Source organism: Pedococcus sp. P2_F6 (assembly GCF_056403675.1).
Genome location: NZ_JBFUEZ010000007.1, coordinates 92,524 through 108,947, shown reverse-complemented (window position 1 = coordinate 108,947; position 16,424 = coordinate 92,524). Strand labels below are relative to the sequence as shown.

16 protein-coding genes are annotated in these 16,424 nt (G+C 69.8%); 6 read left to right on the top strand and 10 right to left on the bottom strand.

Features of this window, described 5'->3' with window-relative positions:
• Positions 1–17 precede the first annotated feature (17 nt).
• From AC1DWP_RS17975 to AC1DWP_RS17960, 4 genes are all read left to right on the top strand, one after another.
• Positions 18–1,658, top strand: a complete 1,641-nt coding sequence (locus AC1DWP_RS17975) for an AMP-binding protein (RefSeq protein ID WP_477615858.1) — start codon at positions 18–20, stop codon at positions 1,656–1,658.
• The gene (locus tag AC1DWP_RS17970; protein ID WP_477615857.1) at positions 1,655–4,054 is read left to right on the top strand and encodes a bifunctional salicylyl-CoA 5-hydroxylase/oxidoreductase; all 2,400 of its coding nucleotides are present in this window, start codon (positions 1,655–1,657) and stop codon (positions 4,052–4,054) included. Before AC1DWP_RS17975 ends, AC1DWP_RS17970 begins: the two co-directional genes overlap by 4 nt.
• Positions 4,055–4,098: 44 nt before the next feature.
• A complete protein-coding gene (locus tag AC1DWP_RS17965; protein WP_477615856.1) occupies positions 4,099–4,473 on the top strand; it encodes an acyl-CoA thioesterase in 375 nt (124 codons plus the stop codon).
• Positions 4,474–4,571: 98 nt separating this feature from the next.
• Positions 4,572–4,997, top strand: a complete 426-nt coding sequence (locus AC1DWP_RS17960) for a VOC family protein (protein WP_477615855.1) — start codon at positions 4,572–4,574, stop codon at positions 4,995–4,997.
• A 6-nt stretch (positions 4,998–5,003) separates the two neighbouring features.
• On the opposite strand, the gene AC1DWP_RS17955 is transcribed toward AC1DWP_RS17960, so the two are convergent.
• From AC1DWP_RS17955 to ligD, 6 genes are all read right to left on the bottom strand, one after another.
• Positions 5,004–5,591: a DUF2238 domain-containing protein gene (locus tag AC1DWP_RS17955; protein WP_477615854.1), complete on the bottom strand. Its 588-nt coding sequence runs from the start codon at positions 5,589–5,591 to the stop codon at positions 5,004–5,006.
• A gap of 27 nt (positions 5,592–5,618) precedes the next feature.
• Positions 5,619–6,683: a sulfate/molybdate ABC transporter ATP-binding protein gene (locus tag AC1DWP_RS17950; protein WP_477615853.1), complete on the bottom strand. Its 1,065-nt coding sequence runs from the start codon at positions 6,681–6,683 to the stop codon at positions 5,619–5,621.
• On the bottom strand, positions 6,680–7,504 hold the full coding sequence (locus AC1DWP_RS17945) for an ABC transporter permease (RefSeq protein ID WP_477615852.1): 825 nt from the start codon (positions 7,502–7,504) through the stop codon (positions 6,680–6,682). Before AC1DWP_RS17945 ends, AC1DWP_RS17950 begins: the two co-directional genes overlap by 4 nt.
• A gap of 10 nt (positions 7,505–7,514) precedes the next feature.
• Positions 7,515–8,330: a molybdate ABC transporter substrate-binding protein gene (gene modA / locus AC1DWP_RS17940; RefSeq protein WP_477615851.1), complete on the bottom strand. Its 816-nt coding sequence runs from the start codon at positions 8,328–8,330 to the stop codon at positions 7,515–7,517.
• On the bottom strand, positions 8,327–8,731 hold the full coding sequence (locus AC1DWP_RS17935; RefSeq protein ID WP_477615850.1) for a TOBE domain-containing protein: 405 nt from the start codon (positions 8,729–8,731) through the stop codon (positions 8,327–8,329). Before AC1DWP_RS17935 ends, modA begins: the two co-directional genes overlap by 4 nt.
• 145 nt (positions 8,732–8,876) lie before the next feature.
• Positions 8,877–9,854, bottom strand: coding sequence for a non-homologous end-joining DNA ligase (ligD, locus tag AC1DWP_RS17930; RefSeq protein WP_477615849.1), 978 nt, complete (start codon positions 9,852–9,854; stop codon positions 8,877–8,879).
• Between the two features lie 169 nt (positions 9,855–10,023).
• Here ligD and gabT point away from each other — a divergent pair, with 169 nt between their 5' ends.
• Positions 10,024–11,355, top strand: a complete 1,332-nt coding sequence (gene gabT, locus AC1DWP_RS17925) for a 4-aminobutyrate--2-oxoglutarate transaminase (RefSeq protein ID WP_477615848.1) — start codon at positions 10,024–10,026, stop codon at positions 11,353–11,355.
• A gap of 18 nt (positions 11,356–11,373) precedes the next feature.
• On the opposite strand, the gene AC1DWP_RS17920 is transcribed toward gabT, so the two are convergent.
• From AC1DWP_RS17920 to AC1DWP_RS17905, 4 genes are all read right to left on the bottom strand, one after another.
• A complete protein-coding gene (locus AC1DWP_RS17920; protein ID WP_477615847.1) occupies positions 11,374–11,595 on the bottom strand; it encodes a hypothetical protein in 222 nt (73 codons plus the stop codon).
• 311 nt (positions 11,596–11,906) lie between these two features.
• Positions 11,907–13,310, bottom strand: a complete 1,404-nt coding sequence (locus tag AC1DWP_RS17915) for a vanadium-dependent haloperoxidase (protein WP_477615846.1) — start codon at positions 13,308–13,310, stop codon at positions 11,907–11,909.
• A gap of 238 nt (positions 13,311–13,548) precedes the next feature.
• Positions 13,549–14,313, bottom strand: coding sequence for an SDR family NAD(P)-dependent oxidoreductase (locus AC1DWP_RS17910; protein WP_477615845.1), 765 nt, complete (start codon positions 14,311–14,313; stop codon positions 13,549–13,551).
• Between the two features lie 4 nt (positions 14,314–14,317).
• Positions 14,318–15,502: an acyl-CoA dehydrogenase family protein gene (locus AC1DWP_RS17905; RefSeq protein ID WP_477615844.1), complete on the bottom strand. Its 1,185-nt coding sequence runs from the start codon at positions 15,500–15,502 to the stop codon at positions 14,318–14,320.
• 204 nt (positions 15,503–15,706) lie between these two features.
• Between AC1DWP_RS17905 and AC1DWP_RS17900 the strand changes: the two genes are divergently transcribed.
• On the top strand, positions 15,707–16,420 hold the full coding sequence (locus AC1DWP_RS17900; protein ID WP_477615843.1) for a DUF5995 family protein: 714 nt from the start codon (positions 15,707–15,709) through the stop codon (positions 16,418–16,420).
• Positions 16,421–16,424 lie beyond the last annotated feature (4 nt).

Genomic DNA, 16,424 nt, shown 5'->3' with positions numbered 1-16,424 from the left:
CTGGGAAAGGCACGATGATGGAGCTCAGCCCCTCGGCCCATGAGGACACCTTCGCCCGCGACTCGTTGCCGCCGCGCGAGCTGTGGCCGACCATCGAGTTCACCCTTCCCGAGCTGCAGTACCCCGACCGGCTCAACGCCGCGACCTGGTTGCTCGACGACACGGCCGACCGGGTCGGTGCCGACCGCCCGGCGTTGCACACGCCCGGCGGGACGACGTGGACCTATGGCGAGCTCCAGCAGCGGGCCAACCAGGTCGCGCAGGTGCTCACCGACGACCTGGGCCTGGTTCCCGGCAACCGCGTCCTGCTCCGCGCGCCGAACACGCCGTGGGTGGTGGCCTGCTGGTTCGGTGCCCTCAAGGCGGGTGCCGTCGTCGTCACCACCATGGCTGCCCTGCGGGCAGTCGAGATCACCCCCATCGTTGCCGCCTCCAAGCCGACCATCGCCCTGGTCGACCACCGCTTCGCGGAGGACGTGTATGCCGTGCGCGACAGCGCCGCGCCCGACCTCGCGGTGGTGGAGTTCGGGGGCTCGGGGTCGGACGACCTCGTGGCTCGGTGCGCCACGAAGTCCGGCGAATTCGTAGCGGTGCCAACGGCTGCCGACGACGTGGCCCTGCTGGGTCCGACCTCCGGCACCACCGGGGTCCCCAAGCTGACGATGCACTTCCACCGCGACATCGCGTCCATCGCCGAGACCTTCGGCAAGCACCTCGTGCAGCTGACCTCCGACGACGTGGTCGCCTGCACGGCGCCGCTGGCCTTCACCTTCGGTCTCGGCGCACTCGTGGTCTTCCCCATCCGGTCCGGCGCGAGCTCCCTGCTCACCGAGAAGGCAACGCCCGCAGAGCTCGCCCAGCTGGTCCACGACCACGAGGTGACGACGCTGTTCACCGCCCCAACCGCATACCGGGCGATCGTCGTCGACGGTCACGTCGGGCTGCTGGCGGGCGTCCGCACCGCGGTGTCGGCCGGCGAGCACCTCAACCCCGAGACCTGGCAGGCCGTCCTCGACCAGACCGGCCTGCGCATCATCGACGGCATCGGGTCGACCGAGCTGCTGCACGTCTTCGTCTCGGCGAGGGGGGACGACATCCGCCGCGGCGCGACCGGCAAGGCGGTGCCCGGGTTCCGGGCGACGATCCTCGACGCCGATGGTCAGGAGGTCGGTCCGGACGTGCCCGGTCGGCTCGCGATCATCGGACCCACGGGGTGTCGCTACCTCAACGACGAACGCCAGCACGCCTACGTGCTGAACGGGTGGAACATCACCGGCGACACCTTCGTCCGCGACGCCGACGGCTACTTCTACTACCAGGCACGCTCCGACAACATGATCGTGTCGTCCGGCTACAACATCGGCGGGCCGGAGGTCGAGGCCGCGATCGACCAGCACCCCGACGTGGCCGAGTGCGCTGTCGTCGGCAGGCCGGACGCGGAGCGCGGGTCGATCGTCTGCGCCTTCGTGGTCCTGCGCGCCGGCGTGGTGGGCGACGAGGCGAAGGCGCGCGAGCTCCAAGACTTCGTGAAGGCCCACATCGCCCCCTACAAGTACCCCCGCGACGTCCGCTTCGTCGACGTCCTGCCGCGCAACCCCAGCGGCAAGCTGCAGCACTTCAGATTGAGGGACCAGATCGCTCAGGAGGGGCAGTCGTGAAGATCGCCGTCATCGGGGGTGGGCCGGGCGGGCTCTACTTCGCCGCCCTCATGAAGCAGCTCGACCCCGCCCACGAGGTCACCGTGTGGGAGCGCAACGCCGCCTCCGACACGTTCGGGTTCGGAGTGGTCTTCTCCGACGAGACCCTCGGTGGCATCGGGAACGCCGACGAGCGGATCGCCGAGCAGATGGCCGACCGCTTCGCCCGCTGGACCGACATCGACATCCACTTCCGCGGCCAGCGGCACACCGTCGGCGGCCAGGGCTTCGCGGCCATGAGTCGCAAGGAGCTGCTCTCGCTGCTGCAGGAGCGGTGTGCCGAGCTAGGGGTCGACGTGCGGTTCTCGACCGTGGCGCCGGATGTCGAGGAGCTCCGGGCCACGCACGACCTGGTCCTGGCGGCCGACGGCGTCAACTCCGCGGTGCGGCAGCGGTATGCCGACGTGTTCCGTCCCAGCCTCGACCGGCGGCACAACAAGTTCATGTGGCTGGGGACCGACCTGGTCTTCGAGGCGTTCCAGTTCTACGTCAAGCAGACGCAGTGGGGGACGATGCAGATCCACGGGTACCCATACTCCGACAAGGGTTCGACGTTCATCATCGAGATGCACGAGGACGTCTGGCGGGCGGCCGGTCTGGATGCCAGCGAGGGGACCGAATTCCCTCCGGGGGTCTCCGACGAGGAGTCGATCGCCCGGGTGGCCGAGGTCTTCGCCGACGAGCTGGGCGGCCACGAGGTCCTGTCCAACAACTCGAAGTGGCTCAGCTTCACGACCGTTCGCAACGAGCACTGGCACGACGACAACGTCGTCCTGCTCGGCGACGCGGCGCACACCGCGCACTTCTCCATCGGCTCCGGCACCAAGCTGGCCATGGAGGATGCGTTGGCCCTGGCCGCCTGCCTGCACGAGCACGATGCCCTCGATGCCGCGCTCACGGCATACGAGACGGAACGGCGACCGGTCGTGGAGTCGACGCAGCGCGCGGCGCAGGCCTCGCTGGAGTGGTTCGAGAACATCGGGCTGTACGAGGACCAGGACCCCACCCAGTTCTGCTTCAACCTGCTGACCCGTTCGCGGCGCATCACCTACGACGGACTGCGCACCCGCGACGAGGAGTTCGCGACCCGGGTGGACGAGGCGTTCGCCGCCGCCCAGGGCGCAGCCGAGGTGGTGCCGGCGATGTTCCAGCCGATGCACGTCGGCAACCTCCAGCTCAAGAACCGCATCATCGTCTCGCCGATGGACATGTACTCCGCGGTCGACGGTGTGCCCGGCGACTTCCACCTCGTCCACCTGGGGTCGAAAGCACTCGGTGGGGCGGGGCTCGTGATGACCGAGATGGTCTGCGTCTCGCCGGAGGGTCGGATCACCCCCGGCTGCACCGGGCTCTGGACCGACGAGCAGCGCGACTCCTGGGTCAAGGTCGTCGACTTCGTCCACGCGAACTCCACTGCTGCCATTGGCCTCCAGCTCGGCCACTCCGGACGCAAGGGGTCGACCAAGCTCATGTGGGAGGGCATGGACGAACCGCTCGACACGGACAACTGGGAGGTCACCGGCCCCTCGGCCCTGGCCTACGGCGACGGGTGCCACCTGCCTCGCGAGGTGACCCGCAGTGACATGGATGCGATCCGCGACGAGTTCGTGGCCGCCGCGCGGCGTGGGGCGGACGCGGGCTTCGACCTGCTGGAGCTGCACTGCGCCCACGGCTACCTGTTGTCCTCGTTCCTCTCGCCGATCTCCAACCAGCGCACCGACGAGTACGGCGGCTCGATCGAGAACCGGCTGCGGTTCCCGCTCGAGGTCTTCGACGCGGTGCGGGCCGCGTGGCCGGCTGAGCGGCCCCTGACGGTCCGCATCTCGGCGACCGACTGGATGCCGGACGGCAACGACGAGCACGACGCGGTCGCTATGGCCCGGGCCTTCATCGCCCACGGTGCCGACGGCATCGACGTGTCGTCGGGGCAGATCGCCAAGGAAGAGAAGCCGGCGTTCGGGCGGTCGTACCAGACTCCTTTCGCCGACCGGATCCGTCACGAGGTGGCCGCGGCAGCAGGCGTGGCCGTGATCGCCGTGGGCGCCATCTCGTCGCACGATGACGTCAACTCGATCCTCCTCGCCGGCCGGGCCGACCTGTGTGCGCTGGGGCGGACGCACCTCTACGACCCGCAGTGGACGCTGCACGCGGCGGCGGAGCAGGAGTTCCGCGGTCCGGCCGCCGAGTGGCCGTTGCCCTTCGCGGCGGGCCGCCGCAAGCCGCCGACGGCTCGGACCGATGCGGTCCGGCCCCGGCTCTCGCTGATCAAGGAGACCGAGAGCGACGAGCTGCCGACCCACCTGCGCTGGACGCCCGAGGCCGCCTCGGTGGGCTCGCAGGTCGCGGTGGCTCGGTGACCCTCGAAGATCCGGTCGGCATCCATCGCGCGAGGGTCGAGTGGATGGACACCGACGCGGCCGGCCACCACCACAACACGGCCATCACCCGGTGGGTCGAGTCGGCGGAGGCTGAGCTGATGCGCGAGCGCGCCGTGGCCGGCTACTTCGGTGTCGCCCCTCGGGTGCGCCACGAGGTCGACTACGAGGCGCGGCTCTGGTTCGGCCAGGAGGTCACGGCCACCGTGGCGGTCGAACGCATCGGCACCAGCTCGATGACCTTCGCCTACGAGGTGTGGGGCGAGCCGTTCGAGGGTCGCCCCCGGACGAGGGCGGCCCACGGGCGGTACGTCACCGTCCACGTCCCCACGGGCGCGGACTCGGCCCAGCCGTGGCCGACCTCGTGGCGAGAAGCCCTGTCCAAAGCGGACAGGTCGTGATTCCGGACCGAGCCTGATTCCGGACAGAAGGTGACCGGAAGCCTTCCTAGGCTGGTGGTAGAACCTCCGGGAGAGAGGTTGCGACGAGAGGACCGGCCATGGACTACAAGATCGAGCTCATCCCCATCTCCGTCACGGACATCGACCGCACCAAGGCGTTCTACGAGGACGTCGTCGGGTGGCCGGCGGACCAGGACCAGGTCGTGGAAGAGGCCGGCCTGCGCTTCGTCCAGATCACGCCTCCCGGGTCGGCCTGCTCGTTCTGCTTCGTCAAGGGCATGCAGATGCTGGGCGAGGGGATGAAGCAGTACCTCCAGGTCGTGGTCGCCGACGCCGATGCGGCCTATGCCGAGCTCAAGGGCCGCGGCGTCGAGGTGACCGAGGTCGAGGACCTCCCGTGGGGTCGGTTCACCCACTTCGAGGACCCTGACGGCAACCACTTCGCGCTCCAGGAGCTGCCTGACTACGCGGCCGCCCTGGCTGCGCGCGAGGCCGCGGCAGCGACCGACGCCAGCGACGGCTAGGGGCGGTCAGGCACCTCGGGTGGGTCGTGGCCTGCGCAGCAGCAGCCCTGCCACCAGGGCGCCGAGGGTGCCGAGCGCCTCGTCGCCGAGGGTGTCCTGGTAGGCCGTGTCCAGCTCGGTCCCGTGGCGGATGAACGTGTACCACTCGCCGAGCTCCCACCCGATCGCCAGCACCGCGCCGAGTCCCGTCACGAGCAGGACCCGTGCCCACGGCATACGAATCCCTTGCAGCAGAAGCAGACCCAGGCCGGCGCACAGCAACACCCAGTTGACGAAGTGGTTGGCGTCGTCCCACCACGTCACCGAGTCGTAGAGGTCGAGGGTGTTGCCGGTGACGTCGATGAGGAACGGTGCCATCACGAGGCCGAACGCCAGCCACGGCACCTCGGCGCGCTGCCGCCGGTGGACCAGCCACCACGCGGCGGGAACGATGAGCATCATCACCGGGTAGGCCACGAGCCGTGCCCCGAACGCCTTGCCCTCGAACTGCTGCAGTCCGCCGGCGAAGGTGCCCACGGCCAGTTGCCCGATCGTCAGGACCAGCACGCACGCGGGCAGCCACCAGGCACCGCGCCGCCTCGTCTCCCGGATCATCACACGATCATGGTGGACGCGAGCCGCTCACGCGGCGTAGACCGCGACCTCGCTCGCCTTGATCGTGAACACGACGTCGGAGCCGGGGGCCAGGTCGAGCTCGGCCAGCGCCGCAGGCGTGATGTCCGCCGAGAGGTATGCCGTGTGCACGCGCACCTGGTGACCGTGCGGTTCGAGGTCGGTCACCGTCCCGCGGACGACGTTGCGGGGGCTACCGGCAGGGGCCTGTAGGTAGACGCCGACGGCGTTCGGGCTGAACACCGCGACGGCGGCCTGACCATCCCCCAGGACGTCCTCGGTGAGCCCTTCGATGCGCAGTCCCCCAGGAGTCGAAACCGTTGCCCCGTGGGCGGTTCCGCGCACCAGGTTGAGTCCCGCGATGCGGGCTGCGAAGCCGCTCGTCGGCCGGGTGAGCACCCGGGAGGTGGGCCCCTGCTCGACGACGTGGCCGTCCTCGACGACGGCGACGTCGTCGGCCAGCAGGACCGCGTCGAGGATGTCGTGGGTGACCAGGATCGTCGTGCGGTCCTTGAGGACTCGGCGCAGCAGCTGGCGAATCGCGGGGGCGGACTCGACATCGAGGGCGGACAGCGGTTCGTCGAGCAGAAGCAGGTGCGGCTCGGTGGCCAGCGCCCGGGCGATGGCCACCCGCTGGGCCTGACCCCCGGAGAGCGACGCCGGACGCCGGTCGGCGAAGTCTTCGGCGTCGACCCGGGCGAGCCACTGCCGCGCCTGTTCGCGGGCCCGGCCACGCGGCATACCGGCGCTGCGCGGGCCGAAGGCGACGTTGTCCAGCACCGACAGGTGCGGGAACAGTCGAGCCTCCTGGGCCAGCAGGGCCACGCCTCGCGCGTGCGGAGGCACCCACTCGCCGTGGCCTGAAGCATTGGCAGAGTCGTTGCCGGAGAAGAGGACCCGGTCGTCGAGGGTGATCTGGCCCGAGGTGGGGCGCAGGAGCCCGGCGATGGTGGCGAGGGCTGTGGACTTGCCGGCACCGTTCGGTCCGAGCAGCGCCAGCGTGCGGCCGGCCTCGACGGCGAGCGTGAGGTCGACGCCGCGGTGGGGGAGTCGGACCTGCGCGTGGAGCTTCACAGCGCGGTCCTCGACCGTCGGGTCAGGGCGATCACGACGGTGGCGACGACGACGAGCACGAGCGAGAGGGCCACGGCTGCTTGGGGTTCGGTCTCGCGCTGGAGGTAGATCTCCAGCGGCAGGGTGCGGGTGACGCCCTGGAGGCTGCCCGCAAAGGTGATCGTGGCTCCGAACTCACCCAGCGCCCGGGCGAAGGCGAGCACCGCGCCGGAGGCGAGGCCGGGCAGGACCAAGGGCAGGGTCACCCGCAGGAACACCGTCGTCGGGCGCGCCCCGAGGGTCGCGGCCACCTCCTCGAACCGTTGTCCGCCGGTGCGCAACGCACCCTCGAGGCTGACCACGAGGAAGGGCAGGGCGACGAACGTCTGTGCCATCACGACTGCGGTGGTGGAGAACGCGATCTGGAGTCCGAGGACCTCGATGGTGTGGCCGAGCAGCCCACGACGACCGAACGTGTAGAGCAGCGCGATGCCGCCGACGACTGGCGGGAGCACGAGGGGGAGCAGGACGAGGGACCGGGCGATCGACTGTCCGCGGAACTCGGTGCGGGCCAGGACGAGCGCCATCGGCACCCCGAAAGCGATGCACAGCACCGTGCTGGCGACCGAGGTGCGCAGGCTCAGGGCCAGGGCGGCGCGGGAGGAGTCCGACGTGATGAGGGTGCCAAAGCTGCCCCACTCGATCCGGGTGAGCATCGCCACGAGGGGGAGCACGACGAACAGCGCGCCGACCGCGGCGGGGACGAACACCCAGGCCGGCAGCCCCAGCCGCGGTCGTCCCGGCTGCGGTCGTCGTCGCGGCGTGGGATGGACCGGGGGCACGACAGGCAGGCTACGGCTTGGCGAACCCGGCGGCGGCGAGGATGCCCTGACCCGGCTCACCCGTCACGGCCTGGAGGAAGGCGTCGGCCAGCGCGGCGTTCTTGCTGCTCTTGAGGGTCGCGATCGGGTAGGTGTTGACGGCGGCCGAGGACTCGGCGAACTCGATGCCCCTCACTGTGTCGCCGGCGCCCTTGACGTCGGTGACGTAGACGAGTCCGGCGTCGGCCTCGCCCGAGGTCACCTTGCCGAGGACGTCGGTGACCGACTGCTCCTCGCTGACCGGCTTGATGTCGATCTTCGCGGCCGTCTCGACCTTGGCCGCCGCGGAGCCACACGGAACGGCCGGGGCGCACAGGACGACCTTGACGCTTGGTTTGGCAAGATCGGCGAGGCCAGTGACCTTGGCCGGGTTGTCCGGCGGGACGGCGATCTCGAGGGTGTTGGACGCGAAGTTCACAGGGGTGTCCGCGGTGAGCGAGGCGCCGGTCGCCTTGTCCATGTTCTTGGTGTCGGCCGAGGCGAAGACGTCGGCGGGTGCGCCCTGCTGGATCTGGGCGACGAGGTCGGAGGAGCCAGCGAAGTTGAAGGCGACCTTGGCGCCCGGGTGCGCCTTCTCGAACTCGGCTCCGATCGCCGTGAAGGTCTTCTTCAACGAGGCCGCCGCGAACACCGTGATCTGCCCGGTCAGCGCCGGGGACGAGGACGAGGACGAGTACGAGGACGAGCTGGAGCTCGTGGTGTCGCCGGCGTCGGACCCGCACGCTGCCGTCGCGAGGACCAGCGCCGCTGTGGCAACGGTGGCCAGGGTGGCGAGGGGGCGGATCATGATGCTCCTTGGGGTGTTTCGACGATGACGGTCGTGGACTTGACCACGGCGATGGCCACGGAGCCCAGCTCGAGCCTGAGGTCGTCCACGGCCTCGGAGCTCATCAGCGACACCACGCGGAACGACCCGCACTGCATTTCGACCTGGGCCATCACCGTGTCTCGCTTGATGTCCGTGACGAGGCCGACGAAGCGGTTGCGGGCCGAGCGACCCACGCCGGACGGATCCTCCACGGCATGCGCCTGGTCACGGGCGAGCAGCGCGACCTGGTAGCCGTCGACGACCTTGCGGCCCGCCTCGTCGGTGCGTGCCTCGAGCGCGCCGCTGTCCACCCAGCGCCGCACGGTGTCGTCGCTGACGCCGAGAAATGACGCGGCGTCCTTGATCCTCATCAGCGGCATGCGATCAACTGTAGTTCCGTGCCTGCGGTCGATACAAGCAAATCAAACCGCGTCTGCGGTTTTCCGCCTACTCCACCTACTCCGCCTATTCCACCCGCTCGGCCTGCTCGGCGCGGTCTGGCGTCCCGCTGTCGGCTCCGTCTCGCTAGGCCGGCTCCGCCGCGTCCGGCTCGGGCGGCTCGGCGGCGCCGTCCCGTTCGTCGCGCTCCGCCCACTCGAGCAGCTGGTCGATCTCGAACACCGCGTCGTCGATTCCGGCGTGCAGGTCGCCCAGCTCGGCATACCTGGCGGGCATCGTCGCGATGGTGAAGTCGTCGGGGACCACATCGTCGACCTCGTCCCACCGGATCGGTGCCGACACGGTCCCGATCGCGTTGCCGCGCACCGAGTAGGCCGCGGCGATCGTGTGGTCCCTCGCATTCTGGTTGTAGTCGATGAACAGGTCCGCGGGGTCGCGGTCCTTGCGCCACCACGTGGTGGTGACGTCGTCCGGCATACGTCGCTCCACCTCGCGCGCGAACGCGAGCGCACCGCGCCGCACGTCCTTGAAACCCCAGTCCGGCGCGATCCGCACGTAGACGTGCATCCCGGACCCGCCGCTGGTCTTGGGCCAGCCGACCGCCCCCAGCTCGTCGAGCACCTCGTGCGCCACGTGGGCCACGCGCTGCACCCGGTCCCAGGGGCAGTCGGGCCCGGGATCGAGGTCGATCCGCCACTCGTCCGGCTTCTCCACGTCGGCGCGCCTGCTGTTCCAGGGGTGGAACTCGACCGTCGACATCTGCACCGCCCAGATGACCTGGGCCAGCTCGGTGACGCACAGCTCGTCGGCCTTGCGGGTGTAGCGCGGGAAGGTCACCCGCACCGTCTGCAGCCACGGCGGCGCCCCGTGCGGCACCCGCTTCTGGTGCACCTTCTCCCCGGCGATCCCCGAGGGGAACCGGTGCATCATGCACGGCCGTTCCCTCAGCGCGTTGACGATCCCATCGCCCACCGACAGGTAGTACTTGACCAGGTCGAGCTTGGTCTCGCCGCGGGCCGGGAAGTACTCGCGCTCCGGGTTCGTGATCCGCACGTCGCGATCACCGACCTCGAGCACGATCGCGGGCGACGCCTTGGCTGCCATGCCCCCACGCTACGGGTGGGTATGCCGCGGTGCCACGCCCGCGGCATACCTCACCTTTATCGGGTTTAGGGACAAAGGGTGGCTTCACCCGGAAACGGTTCCAGGGTGAAGCCGACACAAGTCCCTAGACCCGATAACGATGGGGCGGGGGCGGTCGTATGCTCGGCGCATGCTCGAGCAGAAGCGCATCCTCGCCACCAGCATCCCCGGCCCCAAGAGCCAGGCCCTCCAGCAGCGCAAGCTCGCCGCCGTGTCCGCCGGTGTGGGCACCGGCCTCCCCGTCTACATCGAGCAGGCGGCGGGCGGGATCCTGCGCGACGTCGACGGCAACCAGCTCATCGACTTCGGTTCGGGCATCGCCGTCACGACGGTCGGCAACGGCAACCAGCGCATCATCGACGCGGTGACCGCACAGATCAACGACTTCACCCACACCTGCTTCATGGTCACGCCCTACGAGGAGTACCTCGAGGTGGCGGAGGTGCTCGCGGAGGTCACGCCCGGAACCCACGAGAAGCGTTCCGCCCTCTTCAACTCCGGGTCCGAGGCCGTCGAGAACGCCGTCAAGGTAGCCCGCCACTTCACCGGTCGGCAGGGTGTCGTCGCGTTCGACCACGCCTACCACGGGCGCACCAACCTCACGATGGGGCTGACCGCCAAGAACATGCCCTACAAGCACCGGTTCGGGCCGTTCGCGAGCGAGATCTACCGCGTGCCGATGGCCTACCCCTACCGCTGGCCGACGGGTCCCGAGGCCTGTGCGGAGGAGGCGTTCGCGGAGTTCGTCGACCTCGTGCACGCCCAGGTCGGCGAGGACAACACGGCCGCCGTCATCCTCGAGCCGATCCAGGGCGAAGGCGGGTTCATCGTGCCGGCGCCGGGCTTCATGAAGAAGGTCTCCGACTGGTGCACCGAGCAGGGGATCCTGTTCATCGCCGACGAGGTGCAGACCGGGTTCTGCCGCACCGGCGACTGGTTCGCCTCCGACCACGAGGACGTCGTCCCCGACCTCATCACCACGGCCAAGGGGATCGCCGGAGGTATGCCGCTCGCGGCCCTCACGGGTCGCGCCGACGTCATGGACGCGATCCACGTCGGTGGGCTGGGCGGCACCTACGGCGGCAACCCCGTCGCGTGTGCCAGTGCCCTCGCGGCCATCGAGACGATGAAGGCGGACGACCTGCGCGGTCGCGCCCGGGCCGTCGAGGCGCTGTTCCGCCCGAGGCTGGAGGCGCTGGCTGACAAGTACGGCGTGATCGGCGACATCCGTGGCCGTGGGGCGATGCTGGCCGTCGAGCTGGTCAGCGACCTCGAGCACAAGACTCCTGACGCGGACCTCACTGGCCGGATCAACAAGGCCTGTCACGCGGCCGGTCTGGTGACGCTGACCTGCGGCACGTTCGGCAACGTGTTCCGGTTCCTGCCGCCGCTGTCCGCGGGCGACGAGCTGCTGGCCGAGGGGCTCGACATCCTCGAGGACGCGTTCGCCCAGTCCGTCTGACCCGCACCTGGCGTCTGGCTAGGTGCCCTGGACGAAGCGCCTGTCGATCAGCACCCACCGCAGGGCGGAGACCGACACCCAGCCGAGCCCGTAGAGCAGCAATGCAGTCCAAGGCGGGTGCGGGGTGCCGGACACCGTGGTCACGACGACCAGGAGAACCTCGACGAGCACGGCCTCGGACGCCGCCAGCGCGAGCGCCTGGGCGAACGTGGTCGGGCGTCGAACCAGGGCTGCGAGCATGATTCCCTCCCTTGCAGGAGAAGGCGGCTGCACCTCTCACAGGGAAGGACGCGCGACCCGCGAGATCGGGACGCCGGGCCAACGACATGGCACCAACCCTCGTGCAGTGTTTACCTGGCTGACGCGTGTCGGTTACCGGTCGGACCACCTTCGGCTGTTAGAAAAGGTGAGACCCGGCCAAGTATGAGTTGGCCGGGTCTCGTGTCCCCCGAGGGGGACTGGCCTCCCGAGGGAGGTTCGATGATCTTGACCCATCACGGTCCCTCGCGCAAGAGGTGCATGAGTCCCCTTTCTGCGCCGGGTCCCGCGACCTACGGGCTGGCCGGCACCTGGCCGACTGGCTGGAAGTAGTGCTTCTCCATCCAGTGGCCGACCTTGCGACCCGTGTTCGCTCCCACCACGTCTGCGGTGCGGAAGTGGATCCCGCCCCAGACGCGGGCGTCGATGATCTCCTTCATGGCCAGCGACAGCCGGCTGAAGTCCCGCGTCTCGCCCGGGTAGCGGCTGGACGCCATGCGGACGGACACCTTGTCGGTCCCGAAGAAGGTGCGGACGGCGTCGAGGGTGGCACCGCTGACACATCCGTGGCCCGAGGGGTGATCGGGGAAGGGCGGGTTCACCAAAGGAGGCGTGGTCGCCGTCGCAGGGTCGAAGAGAGGTCGCCAACTGGGATCGGCCACGGTGGCCGGGTTGTCGTCGGTGTCCGCCTCACGGATAGCCGCGTTCGGCCGCCAGAACTGCCAGTAGTACTTGTCGTTCCAGCAGGCGATCGCGCCGTCCGCCCCGGCCAGGCTCATGCTGGCTATCAGGCGAGCGCCCTCACTGGCGCTGAGGCCGTGGCGGGTGATGAGGTCTCGTGCCATGCCGTGCCAGAGGGGCGCGGGAGCGGTTTGCCAGAAGATGGCCGCCTTCGTCTGGTCCGCGGTACGCCGTGTGCTGGTGAGCGAGCCGAGCTCCTTGACCTCGTTGAAGTCCTTCGCGTACTCGGCACTGGTCAGGGCGTTCGGCCCGGAGGAACGGAACTGGTCGGGGCTCCTCATCAGGAACGGTCGCAGCTGCCCCACCCAGGGGTCGGGGTCGAGCGCGGTCGCGGGTGAGGGTCGCCAGTCGCCCGGCTCGGTCCCGAGGTTGAACGTGAAGGGTGACATGAAGCCGTCCCCCCTTCGCGAGTCGACCATCGCCGCGGCCGCGGCCCTGCCGGCACGAACACCCTCGTCCTCACCGGCTCCGTCCGGCACGGCCGCAAGGCTTGTCGTCAAGGCGGTGTCGAGCGCGGCCCACTGAGCCTGCGGCACGATGGCAACCAGGACGTCGTGGGCTGCGGTCGCGATCGCCGCGTCGGTCGACGCCCACGGCTTGATGTCCAGGGCCGCGACGTCGAGTCGGTAGGGCTGGTGGCCGCGGTCGATGGCGTTCACCGCGTCGTAGACAGCCCCCGCGACCATGGCGATGCCTCGCGTCTGGCCGTGGGCCGAGGGCCGCAGTGGGGTGGTGAGGCCCTGGGCGGTGATGTTCCACTGCAGCAGTACGCCCGGGCCGGGTGCGGCGGCCGAGGGTTCGGCAGTGGCGGGCGCTCCGGCCGTCGCCGCGACCGCCGCGCCCAGGGCGGCGGTGAGCGCGAGACCAGAACTGCGGTGCCAACGATGAAGCGGCCGGAGGCCGCGTGGGGGTGTCTGGTGGACCGTCCCTGCCACGGTCCGAGAGCGTGCTCTCATGGCGGGTCCCTTCGACGGGGGCCCAACGACCGACGCGAGCGGGACGCCCGACGCCATCAGAGTCAGGCCCAGTTCACCATCGTGGCACGACGAAATGCGCCTCGCCCTCGGGCGAAGCGCGTACCGACGAACCGCGCGTTCGCGGTGGCGAGTACGTCGAAGCGCGTACTCCGGATCGCGTACTCCGGATCGCGTCCGCCCGAGGTCCGGCCAAGACCCGCGAGTCGTCAGCGAGTCGTCAGCGAGGAGGCATGCGGAGTGCGCCGTCGAGGCGGATGACCTCGCCGTTGAGCATGCCGTTGTCGACGATGTGCGCGACGAGGCTGGCGTACTCGTCAGGGTTGCCCAGTCGTGAGGGGTGCGGCACCTGGGCCTCGAGGACGGCAGTGGCTTCGGGCGGCAGACCCGCGAGCATCGGAGTCATGAACGTTCCCGGGGCGACCGTCATCACGCGGATTCCCTTGTCCGCCAGGTCGCGAGCGGCACTCAGGGTGAGGCCGACGACGCCACCCTTGCTCGCGGCATACGCGGCCTGACCGATCTGTCCGTCGTAGGCGGCGATGGACGCCGTCATGATGATGACGCCCCGGTCGGCGTCGACGGGCTCGTTCTCGAGCATCGCCGCGGCGGCGAGCCGCAGCACGTTGAAGGTGCCGATCAGGTTGATGTTGATCACGTTGGCGAACTGCTCGAGCGGCAGCGGACCGCGCTTGCCGACCACCCGGCCGGGCGTGCCGACCCCCGCGCAGTTGACGACGATCCGCAGCGTCCCGAGCTCACGCGCCACGTCGATCGCGGCCTGGACCTGCGCCTCGTCGCGGACGTCGGTGGCCACGAAGCGTGCGCGCTCGCCGAGCTCCTCGGCCAAGGCCTCACCCGGGGAGGACGGCAGGTCGAGGATGACCACGGCGGCACCGTCGGCGTGCAGGCGGCGGACGGTGGCACCGCCGAGGCCGCTGGCTCCGCCGGTGACGACGGCGACGGTGGAATCGGTGATCTGCATGGCGTCAGTCTCTCTTGGACGGGCTCTTGAGGAGCTGGCGGCTGATGACGAGCCGCTGGATCTGGTTGGTGCCCTCAAAGATCTGGGTCACCTTGGCCTCGCGCATGTAGCGCTCCAGCGGGAAGTCCTGGGTGTAGCCCGCGCCGCCGAGCACCTGCACCGCGTCGGTGGTGACGCGCATGGCGTTGTCGGTGCAGACCAGCTTGGCCACTGCCGCCTCCTTGGTGAAGGGCCGGCCGGCATCGTGCAGCCGGGCGGCGTGGAGATAGGCCGCGCGGGCCGACGTCACGCCTGCCTCCATGTCGGCGAGCAGGAAGGCGAGCCCCTGGTTGTCGCCGATCGGTCGACCGAACTGTTCGCGCTCCTTGGCGTAGGCGACAGCCTGGTCGAGTGCCGACTGAGCCAAACCCGTTGCGGCCGCAGCGATTCCGAGGCGCCCCGAATCGAGGGCTGACAGGGCGATGGTCATGCCCTGGCCGACGCCACCCACGAGACGGTCAGCGGACACCTCGACCCCCTCGAAGTGCACCTCGCTCACGGTGTCGCAGTGCAGGCCCATCTTCTTCTCCGGCGCACCGAAGGCGATGCCCTTGGCGTCACCCGGGACGACGAAGCAGGACAGGCCGCGCGCGCCGTCGTCCGAGGTGCGCACGAAGCTCGTGTAGAAGTCCGCGTGCCCGGCGTGCGAGATCCAGGCCTTGGTGCCCTTGAGCTGGTATGCCGTGGGGTCGGCTTCGTCGTCAGGGGTCGCGCGGGCGCTCATCGAGGCGACGTCGGAACCGGCGTGGCGCTCGGAGAGGCAGTAGGCGCCGAGCTGGTCACCCGAGAGCATCGCCGGAAGGAGTGCCTCCTGCTGGGCCCGCGTGCCGAACTGGGCGACGGGGTAGCAGGTGAGCGAGTGGACGGAGACGCCGACCGCGACGCTCATCCAGGCGGAGGCGATCTCCTCGACGACCTGGAGGTAGACCTCGTAAGGCTGGCCACCGCCGCCGAACTCCTCGGGGTAGGGCAGCGAGAGCAGCCCGGCTCGGCCCAGGGTGCGGAAGGCGTCGCGGGGCAGGGCCGGCGTCGTCGCGGCGGCGCGCTCGGCCTCGTCGACCTGGGGACGGAGCTCCTTGTCGCAGATCTCGCGGGTCAGGTCGATGAGGTCGTAGCCCTCCTCGGAGGGCATGAGGCGGGTCGCTGGCATGCACCAAGGGTAGTAGTAGGACGTCCTACTACTTGAATCGCGCAGGTCAGCAGGGTTCGAGAGTGCACGACACGCTGAAAGTTCGGCGCGGGCGCCAGCGTGTCACGCACTCTCGACCCTGCGGCGAAACCGTGGACGCCGTGGACTTCTGCGCCTACCGTCGTCGTTGTGGGGTGGTTGAGCTCTGTCATCCGACGAGTGCGCATGGTCCTCGCGCCGATCCGTCCGGTCGTCGTGCCGCCCGGCCAGGCCGCGAGCGTCCCGGAGGTGGTCGAACGGCTGCGCCGGTTGGGTGCCGCCCTCGGGCCCGCGGACGGCGTGGGCCGCTTCAACGCGCTGTACCTCCTCGTCACCGAGCGGGTCGGTGATCGGCTGGCGGCCCACGCGTTCGTGAACCCGGCCTTCCTCGAGCGCCTCGACGTGGTGTTCGCGGGGCTCTACCTCGAGGCAGTCGAGGCGTCTGACGAGAGTCGCAGCAAGGCGTGGACCCCGCTCTTCGAGAGCCGTGCGGCCACCGGTCTGGTGCCGGTCCAGTTCGCCGTCGCGGGGATGAACGCCCACATCAACCACGACCTGCCCATCGCCACGGTCCGCACCTGCCGCCAGCTCGGTCTCTCACCGACCAGTCCCGGGGTCCAGCGTGACTACCTGACCGTCAATGCCGTGCTGGCAGAGGTCCATGAGGAGGTGCGCCAGTCCCTGCTCGACGAGACCCAGCGACGCCTCGACCACGAGGTCTCCCCGGTCCTGAACCTGGTCGGCTCATGGAGTGTCAACCGGGCCCGTGACGCGGCCTGGCAGCAGGCGCTGGTGCTCTGGGAGCTGCAGTCCAGCCCGACCCTGACCCGCACCTACCTCGACTCGCTCGCGAGCACGGTGGGTCTGGTGTCGCGCCAGCTGCTCGTGGCGCTCGCCTGATCGC